General features: G+C 60.7%; 22 protein-coding genes. 12 read left to right on the top strand and 10 right to left on the bottom strand.

Annotated elements, in window-relative coordinates:
• Positions 1-31: 31 nt before the first annotated feature.
• Complete coding sequence (locus AC1RL4_RS24155) at positions 32-1,105, bottom strand: diguanylate cyclase (protein ID WP_204125644.1); 1,074 nt, start codon at positions 1,103-1,105, stop codon at positions 32-34.
• 260 nt (positions 1,106-1,365) lie between these two features.
• Here AC1RL4_RS24155 and AC1RL4_RS24150 point away from each other — a divergent pair, with 260 nt between their 5' ends.
• The 5 genes from AC1RL4_RS24150 (at position 1,366) to hglS (ending at position 7,830) form a co-directional block, all read left to right on the top strand.
• Positions 1,366-2,310, top strand: coding sequence for an alpha/beta fold hydrolase (locus tag AC1RL4_RS24150; RefSeq protein WP_018928038.1), 945 nt, complete (start codon positions 1,366-1,368; stop codon positions 2,308-2,310).
• 231 nt (positions 2,311-2,541) lie between these two features.
• Positions 2,542-4,041, top strand: coding sequence for a glycolate oxidase subunit GlcD (glcD, locus tag AC1RL4_RS24145; RefSeq protein ID WP_028941036.1), 1,500 nt, complete (start codon positions 2,542-2,544; stop codon positions 4,039-4,041).
• A complete protein-coding gene (gene glcE, locus AC1RL4_RS24140; protein WP_230171999.1) occupies positions 4,041-5,090 on the top strand; it encodes a glycolate oxidase subunit GlcE in 1,050 nt (349 codons plus the stop codon). The genes glcD and glcE overlap by 1 nt, the downstream gene beginning before the upstream one ends.
• The gene (gene glcF, locus AC1RL4_RS24135) at positions 5,091-6,308 is read left to right on the top strand and encodes a glycolate oxidase subunit GlcF (RefSeq protein WP_230171997.1); all 1,218 of its coding nucleotides are present in this window, start codon (positions 5,091-5,093) and stop codon (positions 6,306-6,308) included. It begins immediately after the preceding gene.
• A 130-nt stretch (positions 6,309-6,438) separates the two neighbouring features.
• Positions 6,439-7,830: a 2-oxoadipate dioxygenase/decarboxylase HglS gene (gene hglS / locus AC1RL4_RS24130; RefSeq protein WP_230171995.1), complete on the top strand. Its 1,392-nt coding sequence runs from the start codon at positions 6,439-6,441 to the stop codon at positions 7,828-7,830.
• Positions 7,831-7,951: 121 nt separating this feature from the next.
• On the opposite strand, the gene AC1RL4_RS24125 is transcribed toward hglS, so the two are convergent.
• The gene (locus tag AC1RL4_RS24125; RefSeq protein ID WP_019582702.1) at positions 7,952-8,734 is read right to left on the bottom strand and encodes a tellurite resistance TerB family protein; all 783 of its coding nucleotides are present in this window, start codon (positions 8,732-8,734) and stop codon (positions 7,952-7,954) included.
• Positions 8,735-8,841: 107 nt separating this feature from the next.
• Here AC1RL4_RS24125 and AC1RL4_RS24120 point away from each other — a divergent pair, with 107 nt between their 5' ends.
• From AC1RL4_RS24120 to AC1RL4_RS24105, 4 genes are all read left to right on the top strand, one after another.
• Positions 8,842-9,207, top strand: a complete 366-nt coding sequence (locus AC1RL4_RS24120; RefSeq protein ID WP_018928044.1) for a VOC family protein — start codon at positions 8,842-8,844, stop codon at positions 9,205-9,207.
• Positions 9,208-9,404: 197 nt separating this feature from the next.
• On the top strand, positions 9,405-10,127 hold the full coding sequence (gene pcsA / locus AC1RL4_RS24115) for a phosphatidylcholine synthase (RefSeq protein ID WP_018928045.1): 723 nt from the start codon (positions 9,405-9,407) through the stop codon (positions 10,125-10,127).
• An 11-nt stretch (positions 10,128-10,138) separates the two neighbouring features.
• Positions 10,139-10,525, top strand: a complete 387-nt coding sequence (locus AC1RL4_RS24110) for a DUF488 domain-containing protein (RefSeq protein ID WP_230171993.1) — start codon at positions 10,139-10,141, stop codon at positions 10,523-10,525.
• A 209-nt stretch (positions 10,526-10,734) separates the two neighbouring features.
• Positions 10,735-11,661 (top strand): universal stress protein, encoded by a 927-nt coding sequence (locus AC1RL4_RS24105; RefSeq protein WP_019582704.1) that lies wholly within the window; start codon positions 10,735-10,737, stop codon positions 11,659-11,661.
• Between the two features lie 181 nt (positions 11,662-11,842).
• On the opposite strand, the gene AC1RL4_RS24100 is transcribed toward AC1RL4_RS24105, so the two are convergent.
• On the bottom strand, positions 11,843-12,655 hold the full coding sequence (locus AC1RL4_RS24100; protein WP_028941039.1) for a class I SAM-dependent methyltransferase: 813 nt from the start codon (positions 12,653-12,655) through the stop codon (positions 11,843-11,845).
• 37 nt (positions 12,656-12,692) lie between these two features.
• A complete protein-coding gene (locus AC1RL4_RS24095; protein WP_019582706.1) occupies positions 12,693-12,965 on the bottom strand; it encodes a DUF4242 domain-containing protein in 273 nt (90 codons plus the stop codon).
• 232 nt (positions 12,966-13,197) lie between these two features.
• On the opposite strand from AC1RL4_RS24095, the gene AC1RL4_RS24090 reads away from it, so the two are divergent.
• Entirely contained in the window at positions 13,198-13,656 is a 459-nt protein-coding gene (locus tag AC1RL4_RS24090; RefSeq protein WP_096480670.1) for a GNAT family N-acetyltransferase, read from the top strand.
• A 17-nt stretch (positions 13,657-13,673) separates the two neighbouring features.
• Here the strand turns inward: AC1RL4_RS24090 and AC1RL4_RS24085 are convergent, their stop codons facing one another.
• From AC1RL4_RS24085 to AC1RL4_RS24075, 3 genes are all read right to left on the bottom strand, one after another.
• Positions 13,674-14,882, bottom strand: a complete 1,209-nt coding sequence (locus AC1RL4_RS24085) for a cytochrome c biogenesis protein DipZ (RefSeq protein ID WP_028941040.1) — start codon at positions 14,880-14,882, stop codon at positions 13,674-13,676.
• Positions 14,883-14,969: 87 nt separating this feature from the next.
• On the bottom strand, positions 14,970-15,242 hold the full coding sequence (locus tag AC1RL4_RS24080) for a hypothetical protein (protein ID WP_096480671.1): 273 nt from the start codon (positions 15,240-15,242) through the stop codon (positions 14,970-14,972).
• Between the two features lie 50 nt (positions 15,243-15,292).
• Positions 15,293-15,556, bottom strand: a complete 264-nt coding sequence (locus AC1RL4_RS24075; RefSeq protein WP_019582709.1) for a DUF2790 domain-containing protein — start codon at positions 15,554-15,556, stop codon at positions 15,293-15,295.
• Positions 15,557-15,873: 317 nt separating this feature from the next.
• On the opposite strand from AC1RL4_RS24075, the gene AC1RL4_RS24070 reads away from it, so the two are divergent.
• Together AC1RL4_RS24070 and AC1RL4_RS24065 are read left to right on the top strand one after the other, a co-directional pair.
• The gene (locus AC1RL4_RS24070) at positions 15,874-16,614 is read left to right on the top strand and encodes a response regulator (protein WP_026286577.1); all 741 of its coding nucleotides are present in this window, start codon (positions 15,874-15,876) and stop codon (positions 16,612-16,614) included.
• Complete coding sequence (locus AC1RL4_RS24065) at positions 16,611-17,921, top strand: ATP-binding protein (RefSeq protein WP_028941041.1); 1,311 nt, start codon at positions 16,611-16,613, stop codon at positions 17,919-17,921. The genes AC1RL4_RS24070 and AC1RL4_RS24065 overlap by 4 nt, the downstream gene beginning before the upstream one ends.
• Before the next feature lie 202 nt (positions 17,922-18,123).
• Here the strand turns inward: AC1RL4_RS24065 and AC1RL4_RS24060 are convergent, their stop codons facing one another.
• The 3 genes from AC1RL4_RS24060 to AC1RL4_RS24050 all read right to left on the bottom strand — a co-directional run.
• Positions 18,124-18,447, bottom strand: a complete 324-nt coding sequence (locus AC1RL4_RS24060; protein WP_028941042.1) for a hypothetical protein — start codon at positions 18,445-18,447, stop codon at positions 18,124-18,126.
• Between the two features lie 338 nt (positions 18,448-18,785).
• Positions 18,786-19,094 (bottom strand): contact-dependent growth inhibition system immunity protein, encoded by a 309-nt coding sequence (locus tag AC1RL4_RS24055; RefSeq protein ID WP_019582712.1) that lies wholly within the window; start codon positions 19,092-19,094, stop codon positions 18,786-18,788.
• Between the two features lie 118 nt (positions 19,095-19,212).
• The coding region (locus AC1RL4_RS24050) for an RHS repeat-associated core domain-containing protein (protein ID WP_493120320.1) at positions 19,213-19,920 on the bottom strand (708 nt) is incomplete at its 5' end.

Here is a 19,920-nt window from a genome sequence, read left to right as displayed (position 1 = left end):
CCCCTGTGTGCGGGCTTGTGTGGTTATTGGGTTACACAGAATCAAGCAACTCTTTACGCGGCTTGCCGTCGCCATGGCAGATGACGCGGTTACGCCCGGTGGTCTTGGCTTCGTAGAGCGCCTGATCGGCGTCGTTGAGCCACAGGGTCGCGTCGTCATGGTCCGGGTTGAAGGCCGCCAGGCCGATGCTCAAGCTGACCTTCAGCGCCGGGTTCTGCTCGTAACCCAACGTGGCGAAACGAGCACGCAGCGCATCCATCGCCACGGCGGCGCGCTCCAGCGGCAGGTCCGGCAGCAGCACGCAGAATTCGTCGCCGCCATAGCGTCCGGCGACATCGGCGGCACGCAGGTTCTGCTTGAGGATTTTGCTCAGCTGACGCAAGACGATGTCCCCGGCGACATGGCCGTAGGTGTCGTTGATGGTCTTGAAATGATCGATGTCGATCAACGCAATCGCCCCGCCCTTCTGCTGGCGCCGGCAACGCTGAAACTCGATGTCCAGCTGGTCTTTCCAGGCACCGTGATTCAGCAGACCGGTCAGGCTGTCGGTGCGGCTCAGGGCCAGCAACTCGCGCTTGTGTCGGCCGAGGGTGTGGGCCTGACGGAAGCAGACCCAGCCCAGGGACATCGGATAAATCGACAGCAAAGGTAAACAGGCGTATAGCTGAAATGGACTGGTTTGCGGGACAAAAGCCGGCATGAACACCAGCAGCCCGAGGCCTATCCCGAGCACCTGCGCGACGGCACCCGCCAACAGAAAACGCAAGCCACCGATGGCCACGTTGTGCATCGCCATCATCGACAGCGTAGCTGCGCTGGGCAGCGGATTGAACTGCATGGCGGCCACCCAGAAACCGCCGAGAAACGCGTCCACCAGAATGTTGCGGTGTTCGGCGTGATAAGGAATTTTCGCCCGACGCGCCCATTGATAGGCCACATGCGGCCAGATGACGCCGTTGAACAGCATCACCACCCAGACCCAGGGCGCGGGGTCGAGTGGATACATCCCTGCACCGACACACAATAGTCCAAGGGCCAGACCCAGGATGCGCGACCCATACAGCCTCCTGGCCAATGAAAGTCCCTTTCCTCCCTTTTTTTCCATAGAGGCCTCTGTACTACTGAACCGAGCCTGACAACACATGGGTGAAAGTGTTTGAAGTCTATCAGGGGAACGGCGAATAGCCATCACCGGATGACGGTCTGACAGCTGGTAGCTCCAATAGTGTGGCATCGCGATGAGGCGAGTGCCCAATGTTTGTCTATACATGAAGTAAGGGATCGATAAACCACGATAAACAGGAGGCCGCTGCAGAGGCTCCGCCAACCACCCTCCGTCCTGATCACTGCAAAAGGAATAGCCTGATGCTTTTGTTGGTTGTCGCTATCGCCGTTTTCGCGGCCTGGAGCTGGTTGAGCTACCCGGCCATCGGTTACTGGCTCTATGACTTGAACATGGCGCTGGAGGCCCGGCTGTATCGGTTGCACAAGCTTATCGTGCCGATCACCGAAATGACCGTTTCGACCTGGCAGGGCGGGCCGTACGAAGCCTCCAGCAACATACTGATGCTGCACGGCTACAGCGCCGACAAGAATATCTGGCTGCGCTTCGCCCGGCATTTTGTCAACGACTACCGGGTGATCATTCCCGACCTCGCCGGCCATGGCGAAACCGGTTTCAAGGCCGGTGGTGGCTACGACATTCCGGTCCAGGCCAAACGATTGATCCAGTTGCTCGATGTCTGCGGCGTCGAGAAGGTGCACGTGATCGGCAATTCCATGGGTGGCTACATCGCGGCATGGCTGGCGGTCAATTACCCCGAGCGTATCGTTTCACTGGCGCTGCTCGATCCGGCTGGCGTCACTGCCCCGGAACCCAGCGACATGGAGCGCCACCTGGCTCGCGGCCATAACCCGTTCCTGATTCATTCCCGTGAAGAGTTTCAGCATTTCTACGCCATGACCATGGCTTCGCCGCCATGGGTACCGGGGATCGTGCTGGACGCCGTCGCCCAGCGCTATGAACAGCAGCGCGACGAGCTGGAAGAAATCTTCAGGGACTTCCGGGCCAGCCCGCCGATGGAACCGAAACTGCCCGACATCAAATGCCCGGCGCTGCTGCTGTGGGGGCGCAAGGACCGCTTGATCGACGTCAGTAGCGTGCCCGTCTGGAGCAAGGGCATCGCCGATCTGCGGGTGGAAATCTGGGACGGAGTCGGCCACATGCCGATGGTTGAGCAGCCGACCAAAACCGCACGCTTGTACCGGGAGTTTTTGCGGGCGCATCACATGACCCCCACCGCCTCATAGCAGCTGCCGAGCTTGCGAGGCTGCGTTCGCCGGTAGCAGCTGTCGAGCTTGCGAGGCTGCGTTCGGCTGCGCAGCAGTCGTGAATCCGGCTGACGCAGTTTGCCTGATGCACTGCAAGCTCTGGTTTTACGACTGCTACGCAGCCGAACGCAACCTCGCAAGCTCGGCAGCTGCTACGGGTTGGCAGATAATTCGGGGGGGATGCTCGGCGATTCATACGAGGCGCGATTGATGAACATTCTTTACGACGAACGCATCGACGGCGCCCTGCCCAACGTCGACAAGGCGGTGCTGCTCAAGGCCTTGCAACAGGAGGTGCCGGACCTGGACATTATCTGGCGCGAGGAAGAACTCAAGCCCTACGAATGCGACGGTCTCTCGGCCTATCGCACCACGCCGATGCTGGTGGCCCTGCCCCGGCATCTTGAACAGGTGCAGGCACTGCTCAAGCTCTGTCATGCCCGGAACGTGCCGGTGGTGGCGCGCGGGGCCGGCACCGGGTTGTCCGGCGGTGCGCTGCCGTTGGACAAAGGCGTGTTGCTGGTGATGGTGCGATTCAACAACATCTTGCACATCGACCCCGCCGCCCGCACCGCACGGGTCCAGCCAGGGGTGCGCAACCTGGCGATTTCCCAGGCAGCGGCGCCCTTCGGTTTGTATTACGCACCGGACCCGTCCTCGCAAATCGCTTGTTCAATCGGCGGCAACGTCGCGGAAAACGCCGGTGGCGTGCATTGCCTCAAGTACGGCCTGACCGTGCACAACCTGCTGAAACTCGAAATCCTGACCCTTGAAGGCGAACACCTGACCCTCGGCGCCGACTCGCTGGACGCGCCGGGGTTTGACCTGCTGGCGCTGTTCACCGGCTCCGAAGGCTTGCTGGGGATCATCACCGAAGTCACGGTCAAACTGCTGCCCAAACCCCAGGTCGCCAAAGTCCTGCTGGCCAGTTTCGATTCCGTGGAAAAGGCCGGCCGCGCGGTGGCCGAAATCATCGCCGCCGGGATCATTCCCGGCGGCCTGGAAATGATGGACAACCTGGCGATCCGCGCCGCTGAAGACTTCATCCACGCCGGTTACCCAGTGGATGCCGAAGCGATCCTGCTGTGCGAACTGGACGGCGTCGAAGCCGATGTCCAGGACGATTGCGAACGAGTCCGCGAGGTGCTGCAACAGGCCGGCGCCAGCGAGGTGCGCCAGGCCCGGGACGAGGCCGAGCGCGTGCGGTTCTGGGCCGGACGCAAAAACGCCTTCCCGGCCATCGGCCGTCTATCGCCGGATTACTACTGCATGGACGGCACCATCCCCCGTCGCGAACTGCCCGGCGTACTCAAGGGCATCGCCAACCTGGCGCAAGAATATGGCTTGCGGGTGGCCAACGTGTTCCACGCCGGCGACGGCAACATGCACCCGCTGATCCTGTTCGACGCCAACCAGCCCGGCGAACTGGAACGGGCCGAAGCCCTCGGCGGCAAGATCCTCGAACTGTGCGTGAAAGTCGGCGGCAGCATCACCGGCGAGCACGGCGTGGGCCGGGAGAAAATCAATCAGATGTGCGCGCAGTTCAACAGTGACGAGTTGACCTTGTTTCACGCGGTGAAAGCCGCGTTTGACCCGCAGGGGCTGCTCAACCCCGGTAAGAACATCCCGACCCTGCACCGCTGCGCGGAATTCGGCGCGATGCACATCCACGCAGGAAAACTGCCGTTTCCTGAGCTGGAGCGTTTCTGATGGCGGACTTCGATGCCAGTGCAGCCCTGCTCGGGCAGGTCAGGCAAGCGCGAGAGAACGCCACGCCGCTGCGCATTCAGGGAGGGAACACCAAGGCGTTTCTCGGCCGTGAAGTGGCCGGGGAAGTGCTCGATACCCGCGCCCACTGCGGCATCGTCAGCTATGACCCGACGGAACTGGTGATCAGCGTTCGCGCCGGCACACCGCTGAGCGAACTGTTTGCTGCACTGGACGCCGCAGGGCAAATGCTGCCCTGCGAACCGCCGTCGTTTGGCGAAGGCGCCACGGTCGGCGGAATGATCGCCGCGGGGCTGTCCGGGCCGCGGCGCCCATGGGCCGGTTCGGTGCGCGACTTTGTCCTCGGTACGCGGGTGATCAGCGGCTTGGGCACTCACCTGCGCTTTGGCGGCGAAGTGATGAAAAACGTCGCCGGCTATGACCTGTCGCGCCTGATGGTCGGCAGTTATGGCTGCCTCGGGGTGCTGACCGAAGTCTCGCTCAAGGTGCTGCCCAAACCCCGGCAATGCTTGAGCATCAGCCTGGACATCGACTGCGCCCGCGCCTTGGCCAATCTGGCGCAATGGGGCCAGCAACCGCTGCCCATCAGCGCTGCCAGCCACGATGGCCAGCGTTTGTACCTGCGCCTGGAAGGTGGCGAAGGCTCGGTCGCGGCGGCTCATCAACGGCTCGGCGGCGAGCCGCTGGATTCTGGTTATTGGGCCGACCTGAACGAACAACGACTAGACTTTTTCAATGAAGGCCTGCCGTTGTGGCGCTTGTCATTGCCCAACAACCTCGGGCCACTGGACTTGCCCGGCGAGCAATTGATCGACTGGGGTGGCGCGCAACGCTGGTTGAAATCAGCAGCCGATAACATTCAATCACTGGCTCAGCAGCACGGCGGCCATGCCACCTGCTTCAGTCATGGCGTCACAGAAACGCCTTTCCAGCCCCTGGCCCCGGCGCTGCTGCGCTATCACCGGCAACTCAAGGCGCAACTCGACCCGCAAAGGCTGTTCAACCCTGGCCGGATGTACGCGGAGTTCTAGATGCAAACCAACCTTAGCGAGCAGTCCCGGAAACTGCCCCGCGCCGAAGAAGCGGACAAGATTCTGCGCACCTGCGTGCACTGCGGGTTTTGCAACGCCACCTGTCCGACCTATCAACTGCTCGGCGACGAACTGGACGGGCCGCGCGGGCGTATCTACCTGATCAAGCAAGTGCTCGAAGGCGCCCCCGCCACGGCACAGGCCCAATTGCACCTGGATCGCTGCCTGACCTGCCGCAACTGCGAAACCACCTGCCCGTCCGGGGTGGATTATCACAACCTGCTGGACATTGGCCGCGCCGTGATCGATCAAGCGGTGCCACGCCCGGCCAGTCAACGGCTATTGCGTCAGGGCCTGCGGGCATTGGCGCCAAACCCGATCCTGTTCAAGACCCTGCTGCAGATCGGCGCCACTTTCCGGCCGTTGCTGCCACGGGGGGTTGAGGCGAAGTTACCCCACGACCTCCCTGCTCCGGGCAAACGCCCCGTCCCTCGGCATGCGCGCCAGGTGTTGATGCTCGAAGGCTGCGTACAACCCGGTCTGTCACCGAACACCAACGCCGCGACGGCGCGGGTGCTGGATCGGCTGGGGATCAGCGTGATTGCGGTGCCGGAAGCCGGTTGTTGCGGCGCGCTGGACTATCACCTCGACGCCCAAGCCGTGGGCCTGGACCGCGCCCGACGCAACATCGACGCCTGGTGGCCGCACCTGGAAAGCGGCGCCGAAGCCATCGTGCAAACCGCCAGCGGCTGCGGCGCATTCATCAAGGATTACGGGCATCTGCTGGAGCGCGACCCGGTTTATGCGGCCAAGGCACGGCGAGTCAGCGAACTGGCGCTGGACCTGGTGCAAGTGCTGGCCGATGAACCGTTGGAACGGGTCTGCGCCGCCACCGACCGACGGATCGCCTTTCACTGCCCCTGCACCTTGCAGCACGCACAGAAACTCGGCGGCGCGGTCGAGGCCGTGCTGACGCGGTTGGGCTTCAATCTCACAGCTGTGCCCGACAGTCATTTGTGCTGCGGATCGGCGGGCACCTATTCGATCACCCAACCGGAGCTGGCCCGGCAACTGCGCGACAACAAACTCAACGCCCTGGAAAGCGGCCACCCCGACGTCATCGCCACCGCCAACATCGGCTGCCAGAGCCACCTCAACAGCGCCGGACGCACCCCAGTCAGGCACTGGATCGAATTGGTGGACCAAGTGCTGCGTTGACCGAACACTTCCGCGTTGCAAGAACAGTCCTTGGCAGAATGAAGTTCGTCAGAAACTTCGTTTGTCGGCGCCGCCGAAGGCTGCGATCTTTTCCGGCATCCGTTACGTCACTGCGCCAGGAATTTTTTTCATGAGCCACCCGAATTTCGTCAGCCCTGACCTGATCCGCCAACGCTTCTCCAAAGCGATGTCCGACATGTACCGCGAAGAAGTGCCGCTGTACGGCGCGCTGATGGAACTGGTGGAACAGACCAACCGCCACGTGCTGGACAGCGACCCGCAAATCGCCCGACAGTTGCACAGCACCGGGGAAATCCAGCGGCTGGACCTGGAGCGCCACGGTGCAATCCGCGTCGGCACCGCCACTGAACTGGCAACCCTCGCCCGCCTGTTCGCGGTGATGGGCATGCAACCGGTGGGCTATTACGACCTGACCCCGGCCGGCGTGCCGGTGCATTCCACCGCGTTCCGTGCCGTGCATGAGGCGGCGTTGCAAGTCAGCCCGTTCCGGGTGTTCACCTCGCTACTGCGCCTGGAACTGATCGAAGACACCGAACTGCGGGCCTTTGCCCAATCAGTGCTGGACCAGCGTTCAATCTTCACCCCGGCTGCGCTGACGCTCATCGAGCGCGCCGAAACCCAGGGAGGGCTGACCGAATACGAGGCGCAGGACTTCGTCGCACAAGCCTTGGAAACCTTCCGCTGGCACCACAGCGCCACCGTCACCGCCGAGCAGTACCAACAACTCAGCGCCCAGCATCGACTGATCGCCGACGTGGTGGCGTTCAAAGGCCCGCACATTAACCACCTGACGCCGCGCACCCTGGACATCGACATCGTCCAGGCACAAATGCCCGCCCATGGCATTACCCCCAAAGCGGTGATCGAAGGCCCACCCCGCCGCCAATGCCCGATTCTGCTGCGTCAAACCAGCTTCAAGGCGTTGGACGAGCCGATTGCTTTTACCGATCAAGCCGAGATGCGCGGCAGCCACAGCGCCCGCTTCGGTGAAATCGAACAACGCGGCGCAGCGCTCACGCCCAAGGGCCGGGCACTTTACGACCGTTTGCTCAACGCTGCCCGGGATGAGCTCAAGGAGTTCCCCAACGAAGCCAATACCGCACGCTACAACGCGCTAATGACGCAGCACTTTGGCGAATTCCCTGACACCGTAGAAGAAATGCGCCAACAGGAACTGGCGTACTTTCGCTACTTCATGACCGAAAAAGGCCTGGCGGCGGATGGGCTGAAAGACGCGTCTCTGGAGGATTTGCTCCGCGACGGGTATGTGCGGGTTGAACCGCTGGTGTACGAAGATTTCCTGCCGGTCAGTGCGGCGGGGATTTTTCAGTCGAACCTGGGGGACGCGGCGCAAACCCACTATGGCGTGCACTCGAACCAACAGGCGTTCGAAAAGGCGCTGGGACGGTCGACGATTGATGAGTTGGGCTTGTATGCCGAGACGCAGCGGCGATCGATCGAAGAGTGTTTTGCAGCATTGGGCTTGAAGGTTACCGATTAGGCGTTATGGCCGCGAAAAGATCGCAGCCCTGCGGCAGCTCCTGCAGAAATACGTATTTCATGCAGGAGGGGCCGCCCCGTCGTTCGTCGCGTCGTTGCCGGCACGGCACGTTTTCGACCTTTTAAGCCGCACCGCCCTTGGCCTGTTGCTCCAGGTGCAGTTGCAGCTCTGGATCGATCTTCAGCGCAGCGGCCAGTTCGTCCAGATAATTGCGCTCGGCATCCTGCTGATCGTCCACCAGCATCACGCTGGCCAGGTACATCTCGGCGGCCATGCCCGGGTCCTGGGCGGACTGCGCCACATCGGCGGCATCCAGCGGCCGGGCGACTTCGTCATCGAGCCATTGTTGCAGTTGCGGGTCGTCGGTATGGCGGCCGATTTCAGTGCTGATCATTTGTTTCTCGGCGTCGTCGATACGGCCGTCGGCCTTGGCGGCGGCGATCAAGGCGCGAAGGATGGCATGGCTGTGGTCTTCGATTTCCGGACCGGACAACAGATCAACGGTACGCGGCGCCTGTTGGGGTGCCGAGGCCTGGCTGCGTTGCCATGCCTGATAGGCCTGGAACGCCATCATCCCCAAAGAGGCCAGCGCCGCATAGTTGGTGCCGCCCGAGCGCGTTTGGCTTGAACCGCCCGAAGGGGAACCGCCGCCCAACAGACCACCGAGCAAACCTCCCAGACCTCCGCCGCCAGCACCTCCACCCGCGCTGCCACCCAACAGGCCACCGAGCAAGCCACCCAAATCGCCCAAGCCGCCTTGAGTCGACGCCGCACCACCACCTTGTTGCGACAACGAGCCCTGGCCGGCCCGCAGTAATTGCTCAAGCAAATCGCTGGTGTTCATGACGACGTCCTCATTGATGGGCAGAAACCAAGTCAGGCAACGATAGTCCTCGCCGGACATTCCGCCAACTCCGTCTGGCTGACGTCAAAAGGTGCCCCTTCACACTCCTGACAGAAACTGACAGCGCCTCCTTTTATGCTGCGTCCACCTTCTAATGGAGCAACCCCATGATCACTCCCCGTTTCATTTTGCTTTTCGTGGACAATCCCGCCGTCAGTGCACGGTTTTATGAGTTTCTGCTGGAGCGCAAGCCCGTGGAAGAGTCGCCGACCTTCGCCCTGTTTGTCCTGGACGACGGCTATAAACTGGGGCTCTGGTCGCGGCATACCGCCGAACCTGCAACGACTGTAACGGGCGGCGGAACCGAGCTGGCGTTCCCGGTAGAGTCCGCCGAGCAGGTCGATGCACTGTTTGCCAAGTGGAGCGCCCTGGGGCTGACCATGCTGCAAACACCGACCGAACTCGATTTCGGTCGCACCTTCGTCGCCCTTGACCCGGATAGCCATCGGCTGCGTGTGTTCTTTCCTCATTAAGCTGACAACACAGGCAGACCACGCTCATGACGTACCCCGGATATTTCCGGGGTATTTTTTTGCGCGGCGTCTAAGATTCAAAGGTGGTGAACCTTATCCCCGAAAATCCGGTCGATACCTGCAACCCGATCCGGTTTGCCGACGCCCTCAATAGCAGGGTGATAACTGGCTTGCTTCATTTTCTGGAGAACGCCCCCGTGATATCCACCGTACACATCGCCAGGCTCAAAGCATGGGGCGCCCATGGTTTTACCGCCACCGGCGTGGTCACTGCTTTCCTCGCGACCCTCGCCCTGCTGGAGAACCAGCCCACCCATTGCCTGCTGTGGCTGGGCGTGGCGCTGATCGTCGACGGGCTGGACGGCGCGCTGGCACGCAAGGTCAATGTGCAATCGGTGCTGCCGAGTTTCGACGGCTCGATCCTCGACCTGGTGATCGACTACCTGACGTATGTGTTTATCCCGGCGCTGTTCATCTACCGTTACATCCCGTTGCCGGACTACACCCTGCTGCTGACCGTGTCGCTGATTCTGGTGTCGTCGCTGTTCTGCTTCTGCAACGTCAACATGAAGAGCAAGGACAACTACTTCCAGGGCTTCCCCGCTGCGTGGAACGTGGTTGCGCTGTGCCTGTACATCATCGGTCCGTCGCCGTGGATCACGTTGCTCACCGTGATCGGCCTGGCGCTGTTGACCGTGACTCGAATGAAATTCCTGCACCCGTTCCGCGTGCGCCGCTTCATGCCGATCAACATTGCCGTGACGGCCATCTGGTTGCTGTGCAGCTTGTCGCTGGTGCTCAACCATCCGGTCATCAATCCACTGGTGATGGGCCTGTGGCTGCTGATGTCGGCGTACTTCCTGGGGATCTGCATCTGGCGCACGGCGCTGGAGTGGTTCGACGGCTCGCGGCTCAAATAGGCACTGCAATCATGCCCATCCATATCGTGCGACTCGGCTCACCCCGCACCGCAAATGAAGGCCTGCGCCTAGGCACGGTACGCCGCCCGCCCCGTGGCGTACCGAAGGCCGAATTCGCCAGCCGTGATTTCTATGATGTGTGGCAACCGCTGCTGTCCCCCAGCTCCGAACTGGTGGCCGAAGCCAAAGCGGCAGAAGATGCCAAAGCCTGGGAGAACTTCAAGCGCAAGTTCAAGGCCGAGATGAACCATCCCGCGCCCAGTCAGTTGCTGGACCTGCTGGCCGCCCTCTCCCATCAAACCTCACTGGCCGTGGGGTGTTACTGCGAAGACGAAGCGCACTGCCACCGGTCCGTATTGCGGGAGTTGCTGGAGGCTCGGGGCGCAACGGTTGTTTAGATAAAAAGAACACCAAAATCCCCCTGTGGGAGCGGGCTTGCTCGCGAAGGTGGTCTGTCTGGCACATCGATGTTGGATATGCCGACGCCTTCGCGAGCAAGCCCGCTCCCACATTAGAACCGGACGAGGGGTTGATCATGGTCAATAATGAAAGGGTTGAGATGTATTGAACGACCACCGTCTGCTCGCTTACCCACGGGAGGTTTGTCATGTCTGGTCAACCGCGCTTCATGCTGGTCGCCTCACCGCTGATGGAACACAGCCCCGCCTTTGACCGGGCTGCGATGCTGGCCAAGGCCGAGGGGGCGGCCCTGCACATCGTGGCCTTCGACTATCTGGAAGGCCTGGCGACCGCCAGCCTGGTCAACGAAAAGGCCATGGAGCAGATGCGCTTGGGCTATGTCGAGCGCCACCGCCAGTGGCTTGAAGAACAGGCCCACCCCTTGCGCAAGATCGGTGTGAACGTCACCACCGAGGTGGCCTGGGTCGAGCATCCGCTGGAGGAGATCCTGATTCACCTCAAGGAGCAGCCGATGGACGTGCTGATCAAGGCGCTGGATCATCCATCGCGGCTGTCGCGGCTGGTGTTTACCCCCCTCGACGTGCATTTGTTGCGTGAATGCCCGGTGCCGCTGCATTTCGTCAGCCATGCCACTCGCGCGTTGCCGCGCAAGATCGTCGCGGCGATCGACCCGTTTCACCGCGATGATCAATACAACAGTTTCAACGACCGGATCCTTCACGAAGCCTCAAAACTGGCGAGCGCCTGCAATGCCGAACTCGATGTGGTCTACGCCTATGACCTTTCATCCATCAGCGCGGACGAGTTCAACTTCTATAACGGTTCGGCGCTTTTCTCTTCGGACCAGGTCAAGACCCTGTTCGACCTCCAGGAGAATGCCTTCAACGAACTGGCCGCGCGCAACGGCATCGCGCCGGAGCAGCGGCACATGATCATGGGCAACCCCACCAAGGTACTGACCCACTACACCGAGACCCATGATGTGGATGTGATCGTCATGGGCCGGATCGGCCATCGCGGCATGGGCCGGTTGATCGGCAGCACGGTGGAGCATGTGCTGTACAAAATGCCATGCAGCGTGTGGGTGGTGTACACCGAGTCACTGGATGAGTGACTGCAACGGCTGAATACCAAATTGTGCACATACCTTTGTGGACGCGACCCCTGTGGCGAGGGGGCTTGCCCCCGTTGGGTCGCGAAGCGGCCCCAAAAGCTTTGCGACTGCTTCGCAGCCGAACGGGGGCAAGCCCCCTCGCCACAGGAGGTCGCGCCCACGGGGATTTTGTGTTCTCGACTCAGCGCCGGGTGATCACCACCTCCAGGTATTCGCTTGGCACCACCAACGACCGCTCCCCCGCTCGGTTCAGGCGCTTGAGCAGTTCCGTCAGGTCGTTTTCCAGGGCGGCGGCCCCTTCAGGTGGCAGGGTCGCAAAGGCCTTGTGAACCGGGCCATACCAGGTGCGGAAGGTGTCGATGAAATGAGCCGCCGAGCGATAGCGGAAATTGAACAATCGCCGCGTTACCTGAAGCACGAAGTCGCGCTGATCGAACTGTGAGTGCAACCACGCTTCAGAGCCCCAGTTTGAAGGCGGTTGAGCGCCCACGGGTGGCGGCATGTGGCGCCCCAGGACCTTGAACATCTGGCCAACGAAACCTTCAGGCGTCCAGTTGGCAAGGCCGATCCGGCCTCCCGGGCGGCACACCCGCGCCAATTCCGCGGCAGCCTTTGGCTGATCAGGGGTAAACATCACCCCAAAGGTCGAGAGCACAGCATCGAAACTGGCATCCTCGAAAGGTAGCGCCTCGGCGTCGGCCACCTGAAAGGTCACGTTCAGGTGTTCCGCCCGTGCCCGGTCTTCGCCGCGCTCAAGCAGCTTGGCCACATAGTCGGTGGACGTGACCTTACAGCCCCGGCGCGCAGCGGCAAGCGTGGCATTACCGTTGCCCGCAGCGACGTCCAGCACGAGCTCATCGCAGAGCAGGTCGCAGGCTTCAGCCAATTGTTCGCCGACGATCTGTAACGTGGTGCCGATCACGGCATAGTCGCCGCTGGCCCACGCAGTCATCTGACGGTTTTTCAGGGCGGTGAGGTCAATGGGTGTACTCATGAAGTCTGCTCCGCTGCGGGTTGTAACGGGTCTCGGCTTACTCCGCCGTGGTGGGGTCGATGATGCTCATGACTCGGGAAACGCTGTTGATCGGAAAGCCACCTTGTTTGGCATGCTCCCTGATGAGTTCCTCGCTCGGCGCGATGTACACGCAGTAAATCTTGTCGCCCGTGACGTAACTCTGCTGCCATTGCACTTGCGGCCCCAATCCGCGCAACACATCGCAGGATTTTTGCGAGATCGCTTTGAGTTCCTGTTGTGGCAGTGCGCCGGCTCCCGGAAGCTCGCGTTCAATAATGAACTTAGGCATAACCCTCTCCCTTTCATGATCGTGATGGCAGGGTCGCAAGTGACCCCGTCCACAAACTAAAGCTCCCGGATAGGTATCCGTCCTGCCCGGTCGTCCGGCAGACTCACGAAATACACCGATCTCCGATACATGGTCATGCGTTTGTAACGCAGGATTAACACCCGCCCCCCGGGATTGCCGATGTGCCCTGAATCAGCTCTTATGGGCCACCGTTTTTTGAAAGGATTCCCCCATGCCTCGCCTGGACTGGCTCGCTCACCACATGCACCACAGCGACATCTTTGCTTCATGGATTCACCAACAATTCCACTATGAATACGCCGACCAGCCCTTGCCTCAGTGGCAACGGGAATTCGCTGACGGCCAATTCGACGGCACGTGGCAATGTTTGATCGCCCGGGATGAAGACCGCCTGTTGGGTGGTGCGGCACTGGCCACCGCCGACCTGGCTCACCGGCCTGACCTGGGTCCTTGGCTGGCTTGTGTGTTCGTCACCCCCCAAGCAAGGGGAAAAGGATTGGCGGAGCGTTTGATTGAGGGGATATGCGCGCAGGCCAGGGAACGTGGCGTGGCGAAGATCTATTTACACACCCGGGACCAGAGCGATTACTACGCCAGACGCGGATGGACAGTGCTGGAGCGTTTTCAGGCCTGGGAAAACGACCAATGGCTCATGGTGCGCAACCTGTGAGCCATTGATTGGAAAGGTTACGCGGCAGGCGCCTTGGCCTCTTCCAACAACTGCCGGATCATCTGCTCCTGAGTCTCGTAGCGACCCTCGCCAAAGTGGCTGTAACGCACCTGCCCCTTGGCATCGATCAGGTAGTGAGCCGGCCAGTATTGGTTGTCGAAGGCGCGCCAGATCGCGTAGTTGTTGTCGATCGCCACCGGGTAGGTGATACCGAGCTTTTTCACCTGATCGCGAACGTTGTCGAGGATGCGTTCGTAACCGTATTCCGGGGTGTGCACGCCGATCACCACCAGGCCGTCCTTTTCATATTTTTTCGCCCAGTCCTTCACGTAGGGCAAGGTGTGCTGGCAGTTGATGCAGTCATAGGTCCAGAAATCCACCAGCACCACCTTGCCGCGCAGGGAGTCGTTGCTCAGCGCTGGCGAGTTGAGCCATTCGACCGCGCCAGAGAGTGACGGCATCGCACCTTTGGCCGCGTCCATCGGGTCGGCCTTGACCTTGCTGACCAGGTAATCGACCACCTTCGGCACGGTTTCCAGCACCTGCTGTTCCACCGAGGTAACACCTTCGGAGGAGGTGCCGGCGAGCAATCTGTTATCGGTTCCGGTGGCAATGACCGCCGCCGCGACCAACACCCCAGCACCGGCGCCGCGACGCAGCCAACCGGTAACCGGAATCGACGGTTTCAAGCGATTGACCAGACCGCGACCGGCGAAGATCAAGGTGCCCAGTGACAACGCGCTGCCCAGGCCATACGCCACCAGCAGCAGACTGGTCTGAGCGTTGGCGCCTTGCAGCATGGCGCCGGTGAGGATCACCCCGAGGATCGGCCCGGCACACGGTGCCCAGAGCAGGCCGGTGGCGACGCCAATCATCACCGAGCCCAGCGGGCCGGACATTTTGCGAGTGTTGGGGTCGAGGCGATTGCCCAGCAACACGAACGGTCGCGCCAGCCAGCCGCCGATGCGCGCGGAGATCAGCGACAGCGCAAACAGCACCATCACGATCAACGCCGCATGGCGACCGGTGTTGTTGGCTTGTATCACCCAATCGCTGCTGACCACGGCCAGGCTGGAGATCAGGGCGAAGGTCAGGGCCATGCCGCCGAGGGTGAGCAGGATCGAGGTGCGTGTGCGTTTAACACCGGCAAACAAAAACGGCACGACCGGGAGGATGCAGGGGCTGAGGACGGTCAAAATGCCGCCCAGGAATGCGATGAGAAACATGGGTTCACCTTGAGAATACGAGTCCCATGTGGGGGCTAGCCTGCTCCCACACTGGGAATATTGAGTTCATCAGAACAGTGCCTGGCTTCAAGCCATCTGGTTTTCCAACTGCTGGCCCTGTGGCGTCCGGCTGTAACCGTTCTCTGCAAGCAATTGCCCCTGCGGTGTGTGGCTGGAGCCGTTCTCTGCAACCAATTGCCCCTGCGGTGTGCGGCTGGAACCATCCTCAGCCACCAGCGGCGTCAGTTGGAAGCAGGTGCTGCTGCCACCGCTGCTCTGCTCAACAGCAGCGTTGGCATGGGCGGCGACGCCGGCTACGGAGAAAACGATGGCGGTTAAAAAGCGAGTGACGTTGTTCATGGGGTTCTTCCTGTTTCAAAAAAGGGGTTGATAACGGGTGAGCAAGGGACTCAGTTGTCTTCGTTGCAGTTGTCCGCGAATTTGCTGTAATTCAGGGCTTGGGTTTTGCCTTGGGAATCCAGGTAGGTCATCCGCGCATTCACAATCCCGCAGGAAGGCGTGGCGTCCTCTTTCATCGACAGCACTTTCTGGATGTCCAGGTGCGTGCCATAGGTGTAGGTTTGCGGGGTGACATTGGCTTCGGCCCGGGCCGACAAGGTGCAGATGTTCAGGGCGGCAAACAGGCAGGCGGCGTAGACGGCTTTGGTATTCATGGTGGTTTCCTCGGGGCTTCAATGGGTCAATCGTTGCCAAATCGTTGATGGGGCCGAGGCGGTTTGGGTTTGCCTCGATGGAAGCCATTAGAAGCCCGCGAGGTATCCCGTCTGTGTCTGGAACAGGCGCGAGTAAATTGCTATGTATCAGCAACGGCCGGCGATACACAGCGATACAAAACCCCTGAAACCGGCTGTTTTTGCGTCCCCGTGTATCCGCCGACAGGCCAGATACACTGCAATACAAACCGCTGCGGGCGAGCGAGCCTTGACTCGGTAGACTGCGCGAAAACTCCTACTCAAGAGGCATGGCGACCATGGAACACGTCGATCACATTCTCATCGTGGACGATGACCGCGAGATCCGGGAACTGGTAGGCAATTACCTGAAGAAGAACGGCCTGCGCACCACCGTGGTGGCGGATGGACGGCAGATGCGCGCGTTTCTGGAGACCACGCCAGTGGACCTGATCGTGCTCGACATCATGATGCCGGGCGACGATGGCCTGCTGCTCTGCCGTGAGCTGCGCGCCGGCAAACACAAGGCCACGCCGGTGCTGATGCTCACCGCCCGCAACGATGAAACCGACCGCATCATCGGCCTGGAAATGGGCGCCGACGACTACCTGGTCAAACCGTTCGCCGCCCGTGAACTGCTTGCCCGGATCAACGCCGTGCTGCGCCGTACGCGGATGCTGCCGCCGAATCTGGTGATCACCGAAAGCGGTCGCCTGCTGGCGTTCGGTCGCTGGCGCCTGGACACCTCGGCCCGGCATCTGCTGGATCAGGACGGCACCATGGTCGCCCTCAGCGGCGCGGAATATCGTTTGCTGCGGGTGTTCCTCGATCATCCTCAGCGGGTGCTCAATCGCGACCAGTTGCTCAACCTGACTCAAGGTCGCGACGCCGATCTGTTTGACCGCTCCATCGATTTGCTGGTCAGCCGCTTGCGTCAGCGCCTGCTCGACGATGCCCGGGAACCGGCCTACATCAAGACCGTACGCAGCGAAGGCTATGTGTTTTCCCTGCCGGTGGAAGTGCTCGGTGCGCCGTCATGAACCTTGCGCTGCACTGGCCCCGCACGCTGGCCTCGCGGCTGTCGCTGATTTTCCTGATCGGCCTGATCCTCGCCCAGGCGCTGTCCTTTGGCGCGCAGTACTACGAGCGTTATGAAAGTGCAAAAAATACGATGTTGGGCAATCTGGAAACCGACGTTTCGACCTCCCTCGCCATCCTCGACCGCTTGCCTGCCAACGAACGAGCGAGCTGGCTGCAGCGCCTGGAACGCACCAACTATGGTTATCTGCTGAATGAAGGTTCGCCCGGCACACCGATGGCGCCCAGCGATGTGCCGATTGCAGTCCCCTCGATTCAGGACGCCATCGGCCATGAATACCCGCTGACTTTTACCGACATCCCCGGCCCGAAGAAACACTTCCAGGCCCATCTGAAACTGAAGGACGGCAGCCCCGTCACCATCGACGTGCGACCCGCGATGGTGCCTTTGTCCCCGTGGTTACCGGCGGTATTACTGGGGCAACTGGCGCTGCTGATCGCCTGCACCTGGCTGGCCGTGAGAATCGCCATCCGCCCGCTCACCCGCCTCGCCCAAGCCGTGGAAACCCTCGACCCCAACACCCACGCCGTGCACCTCGATGAAAAAGGCCCGACCGAAGTCGCCTACGCCGCCAGGGCATTCAATGCCATGCAAGCGCGCATCGCGGCGTATCTCAAGGAGCGCATGCAACTGTTGGCGGCGATTTCCCACGACCTGCAAACCCCGATCACGCGCATGAAACTGCGTGCCGAATTCATGGACGACTCCAGCGAAAAAGACAAACTGTGGAATGACCTCGGCGAGATGGAACACCTGGTGCGCGAAGGCGTGGCCTACGCCCGCAGCATCCATGGCGCCACCGAGGAAAGTCGCCGCACCGATCTGGATTCGTTCCTCGACAGCCTGGTGTTCGACTATCAGGACATGGGCAAAGACGTGCAGCTGGGCGGCAAAAGCGCCGCAGTGATCAACACCCGGCCCCATGCCTTGCGGCGAGTGCTGGTTAACCTGGTGGACAACGCGCTGAAATTCGCTGGCGCGGCTGAGTTGTGGGTGGAAACGAAGGCCGACGGCAGCTTGTCGGTGAAGGTCATGGACCGAGGGCCGGGGATTGCCGAAGAGCAATTGGCCCAGGTGATGCAGCCGTTCTACCGCGTGGAGAATTCGCGTAATCGCAGCACCGGCGGGACCGGGTTGGGGTTGGCGATTGCCCAGCAATTGGCGCTGGCGATTGGCGGGGCACTGACCTTGAGCAATCGCGTGGATGGTGGGTTGTGTGCGGAGCTCAAGTTGCCAAAGCCCCAATAAACACCGCCCATCCAATGTAGGTGTGGTGTTTGGGGGATTGTGTGCGGTCAGGCCCTTGTGGCGAGGGGGCTTGCCCCCGTTCGACCGCGAAGCAGTCGCAAAGCCCCCCCTAGCGAGCCTGACAAAACCGGATTGCTGATTTTGGGGCCGCTGCGCTGCCCAACGGGGGCAAGCCCCCTCGCCACAAAAGCCGCGCTAGACGCTACTCCGAAGGCCGAGCCCGCAACCGCCGTCCAATGACATCCAGCACATCGCAGCCATCGCGCAATGGAATGGCACAGAGCAAAGCAAAATCACTGAGAATGAAGGATTCGCACTCGACTGAACCGCGCATCGACATGTTCTCAAGCACCTGAGTAACTGCGCGAATTCGATAGCTGGCAGTGTCATACAAAACATCGATCGGCGCGTGGGTATCGACGAACAGGGTGGGCATGTCGGTGCAGTTGCCGGTGAGGGCCATGAAGCGGTTTTCGGGGTGGGGGATTGGTTTTTCGTAGGGTGGATCGGGTGTAAGCGTCTTCATCGATTTAAGTCCTAACGTATGGATTGAAGCCGCCAGAAATCACTTCCACGCGAATAGGTGGCGGCTGTACGCAGGTGTGGAAGACCGGGACGTTAGGCACCCGGCGCACTCGAAAGCGCCCCGCGCACAGCCACCATGAAACACAGACGATAAAAAACGCCGAACTGGTGGCGCTTGATGCGCCTAACGATAGAAGGGCTTCCACGCCCTGTCACTGAATTTGCAGTGACCGCCCAAAGACTATCGATGAGGCGCGCTGCGCACCAGTTCATGGAAACCGCTACAACTTGAAGGAAACTTCCGACGACTTTGCCCAGAAATTTCGCAGCAATTTTCCATCAAGGACGATCCAGCCGACTAGCCAATCTGTTGGCGATATGGAGCAACCACGACTCGCCTGATTCCCACGCATTCCAGTAGCAGTAGTAACAGCTCAGTTCTTTCAATAGGTAATCCCTTAACACCAGCTCATCTTTCCGCTGATCAAGCAGTGTGTTGAGTTCATGCTGGACTACCATCAGATCCTCGGGATCGGAGTCAGCTAAAAAAGCATCAATCACTTGCTCAGCCGTATCATGTTCGACCGTCCAATCTTGATGGAAGTACGCTCCAAAAAAGTCGTGTAACTCGGGAAATTCTTTGTTCATATCTCTGGAAACCCTGTCAGCAAAAAATATCCCTCAGGACGTCGGGCGTCTTTTATCAATACCAACAATACTTTCGAGGCTGGCACATAGTCGGTACTACCGTTAGGCAAACTGATTCCTACTGGCAGGTCGAATTGTGCGTAATGGTCGTCTTGCTCTTTTTACTTTTAAGGAACTTGTCGATCCGTTTTTTGTTTTCAGATAGCGCCCTCGCGACAGCCGACTCAGCAATAGCTCGATCAGGGAATGTTGAAGCGGCAGGGATAGTTGGCTCTGCTTCCAGTCTTTGTGCTAACTGCAAATCCGTTCTCCCGATATGCTTCGCAATAAGATGCCCTCCTTGGGCCTCGTGTGCTGCTAAACCACCACCCGGAACAATTTCGCTGAACGGCCCATCAGCCTCTATTTCTCCGGGACACGGTAGACATGCCAACCCCAACGGATCAACCCACCCCGTCGGATTCGGCGTGTACTGGTACTGGTTCAGCCCACCGGCTAGCTTGATCGGATCCGGTGTCAGATACCGACCCACCTCCGGATCATAGTACCGATGCCGGTTGTAGTGCAGGCCGCTCTCGGCGTCGAAGTACTGCCCCTGGAAACGCAGTGGTTGGTCGAGCTGCTCGCCTCCACCGAGTGCCAGATGCGTGAGCTTGCCGTAGGCGTTGTACTTCGCCGACCAGACAATCTCGCCACCGAAATCCGTCAGTTCCTGCGGCGTGCCGAGGTGGTCGAGTTGGTAGTAGAACGGGCAGGCCTTTTTCGGGCCTTTGCCGTCGAGCATGGCCAACGGGCGGAAGCTGCCCGGCTCGTAGACGTAGCTGCG

Source organism: Pseudomonas sp. GW822-FHT07A10 (assembly GCF_058798795.1).
This window is presented reverse-complemented; position numbering and strand designations above follow the sequence as displayed.

Bases quoted from the DNA above. Each gene is read 5' to 3' on its own strand.
- AC1RL4_RS24120 (WP_018928044.1), top strand. From the start codon at position 8,842: ATGATCACTCCCCGTTTCATTTTGCTTTTCGTGGACAATCCCGCCGTC.
- AC1RL4_RS24055 (WP_019582712.1), bottom strand. From the start codon at position 19,094: ATGAACAAAGAATTTCCCGAGTTACACGACTTTTTTGGAGCGTACTTC.
- AC1RL4_RS24100 (WP_028941039.1), bottom strand. From the start codon at position 12,655: ATGAGTACACCCATTGACCTCACCGCCCTGAAAAACCGTCAGATGACT.
- AC1RL4_RS24075 (WP_019582709.1), bottom strand. From the start codon at position 15,556: ATGAATACCAAAGCCGTCTACGCCGCCTGCCTGTTTGCCGCCCTGAAC.
- glcE (WP_230171999.1), top strand. From the start codon at position 4,041: ATGGCGGACTTCGATGCCAGTGCAGCCCTGCTCGGGCAGGTCAGGCAA.
- AC1RL4_RS24150 (WP_018928038.1), top strand. From the start codon at position 1,366: ATGCTTTTGTTGGTTGTCGCTATCGCCGTTTTCGCGGCCTGGAGCTGG.
- AC1RL4_RS24125 (WP_019582702.1), bottom strand. From the start codon at position 8,734: ATGTCCGGCGAGGACTATCGTTGCCTGACTTGGTTTCTGCCCATCAAT.
- AC1RL4_RS24060 (WP_028941042.1), bottom strand. From the start codon at position 18,447: ATGAAGACGCTTACACCCGATCCACCCTACGAAAAACCAATCCCCCAC.
- AC1RL4_RS24095 (WP_019582706.1), bottom strand. From the start codon at position 12,965: ATGCCTAAGTTCATTATTGAACGCGAGCTTCCGGGAGCCGGCGCACTG.
- AC1RL4_RS24090 (WP_096480670.1), top strand. From the start codon at position 13,198: ATGCCTCGCCTGGACTGGCTCGCTCACCACATGCACCACAGCGACATC.
- hglS (WP_230171995.1), top strand. From the start codon at position 6,439: ATGAGCCACCCGAATTTCGTCAGCCCTGACCTGATCCGCCAACGCTTC.
- AC1RL4_RS24110 (WP_230171993.1), top strand. From the start codon at position 10,139: ATGCCCATCCATATCGTGCGACTCGGCTCACCCCGCACCGCAAATGAA.
- glcD (WP_028941036.1), top strand. From the start codon at position 2,542: ATGAACATTCTTTACGACGAACGCATCGACGGCGCCCTGCCCAACGTC.
- AC1RL4_RS24080 (WP_096480671.1), bottom strand. From the start codon at position 15,242: ATGAACAACGTCACTCGCTTTTTAACCGCCATCGTTTTCTCCGTAGCC.
- glcF (WP_230171997.1), top strand. From the start codon at position 5,091: ATGCAAACCAACCTTAGCGAGCAGTCCCGGAAACTGCCCCGCGCCGAA.
- AC1RL4_RS24070 (WP_026286577.1), top strand. From the start codon at position 15,874: ATGGAACACGTCGATCACATTCTCATCGTGGACGATGACCGCGAGATC.
- AC1RL4_RS24155 (WP_204125644.1), bottom strand. From the start codon at position 1,105: ATGGAAAAAAAGGGAGGAAAGGGACTTTCATTGGCCAGGAGGCTGTAT.
- AC1RL4_RS24105 (WP_019582704.1), top strand. From the start codon at position 10,735: ATGTCTGGTCAACCGCGCTTCATGCTGGTCGCCTCACCGCTGATGGAA.
- AC1RL4_RS24065 (WP_028941041.1), top strand. From the start codon at position 16,611: ATGAACCTTGCGCTGCACTGGCCCCGCACGCTGGCCTCGCGGCTGTCG.
- AC1RL4_RS24085 (WP_028941040.1), bottom strand. From the start codon at position 14,882: ATGTTTCTCATCGCATTCCTGGGCGGCATTTTGACCGTCCTCAGCCCC.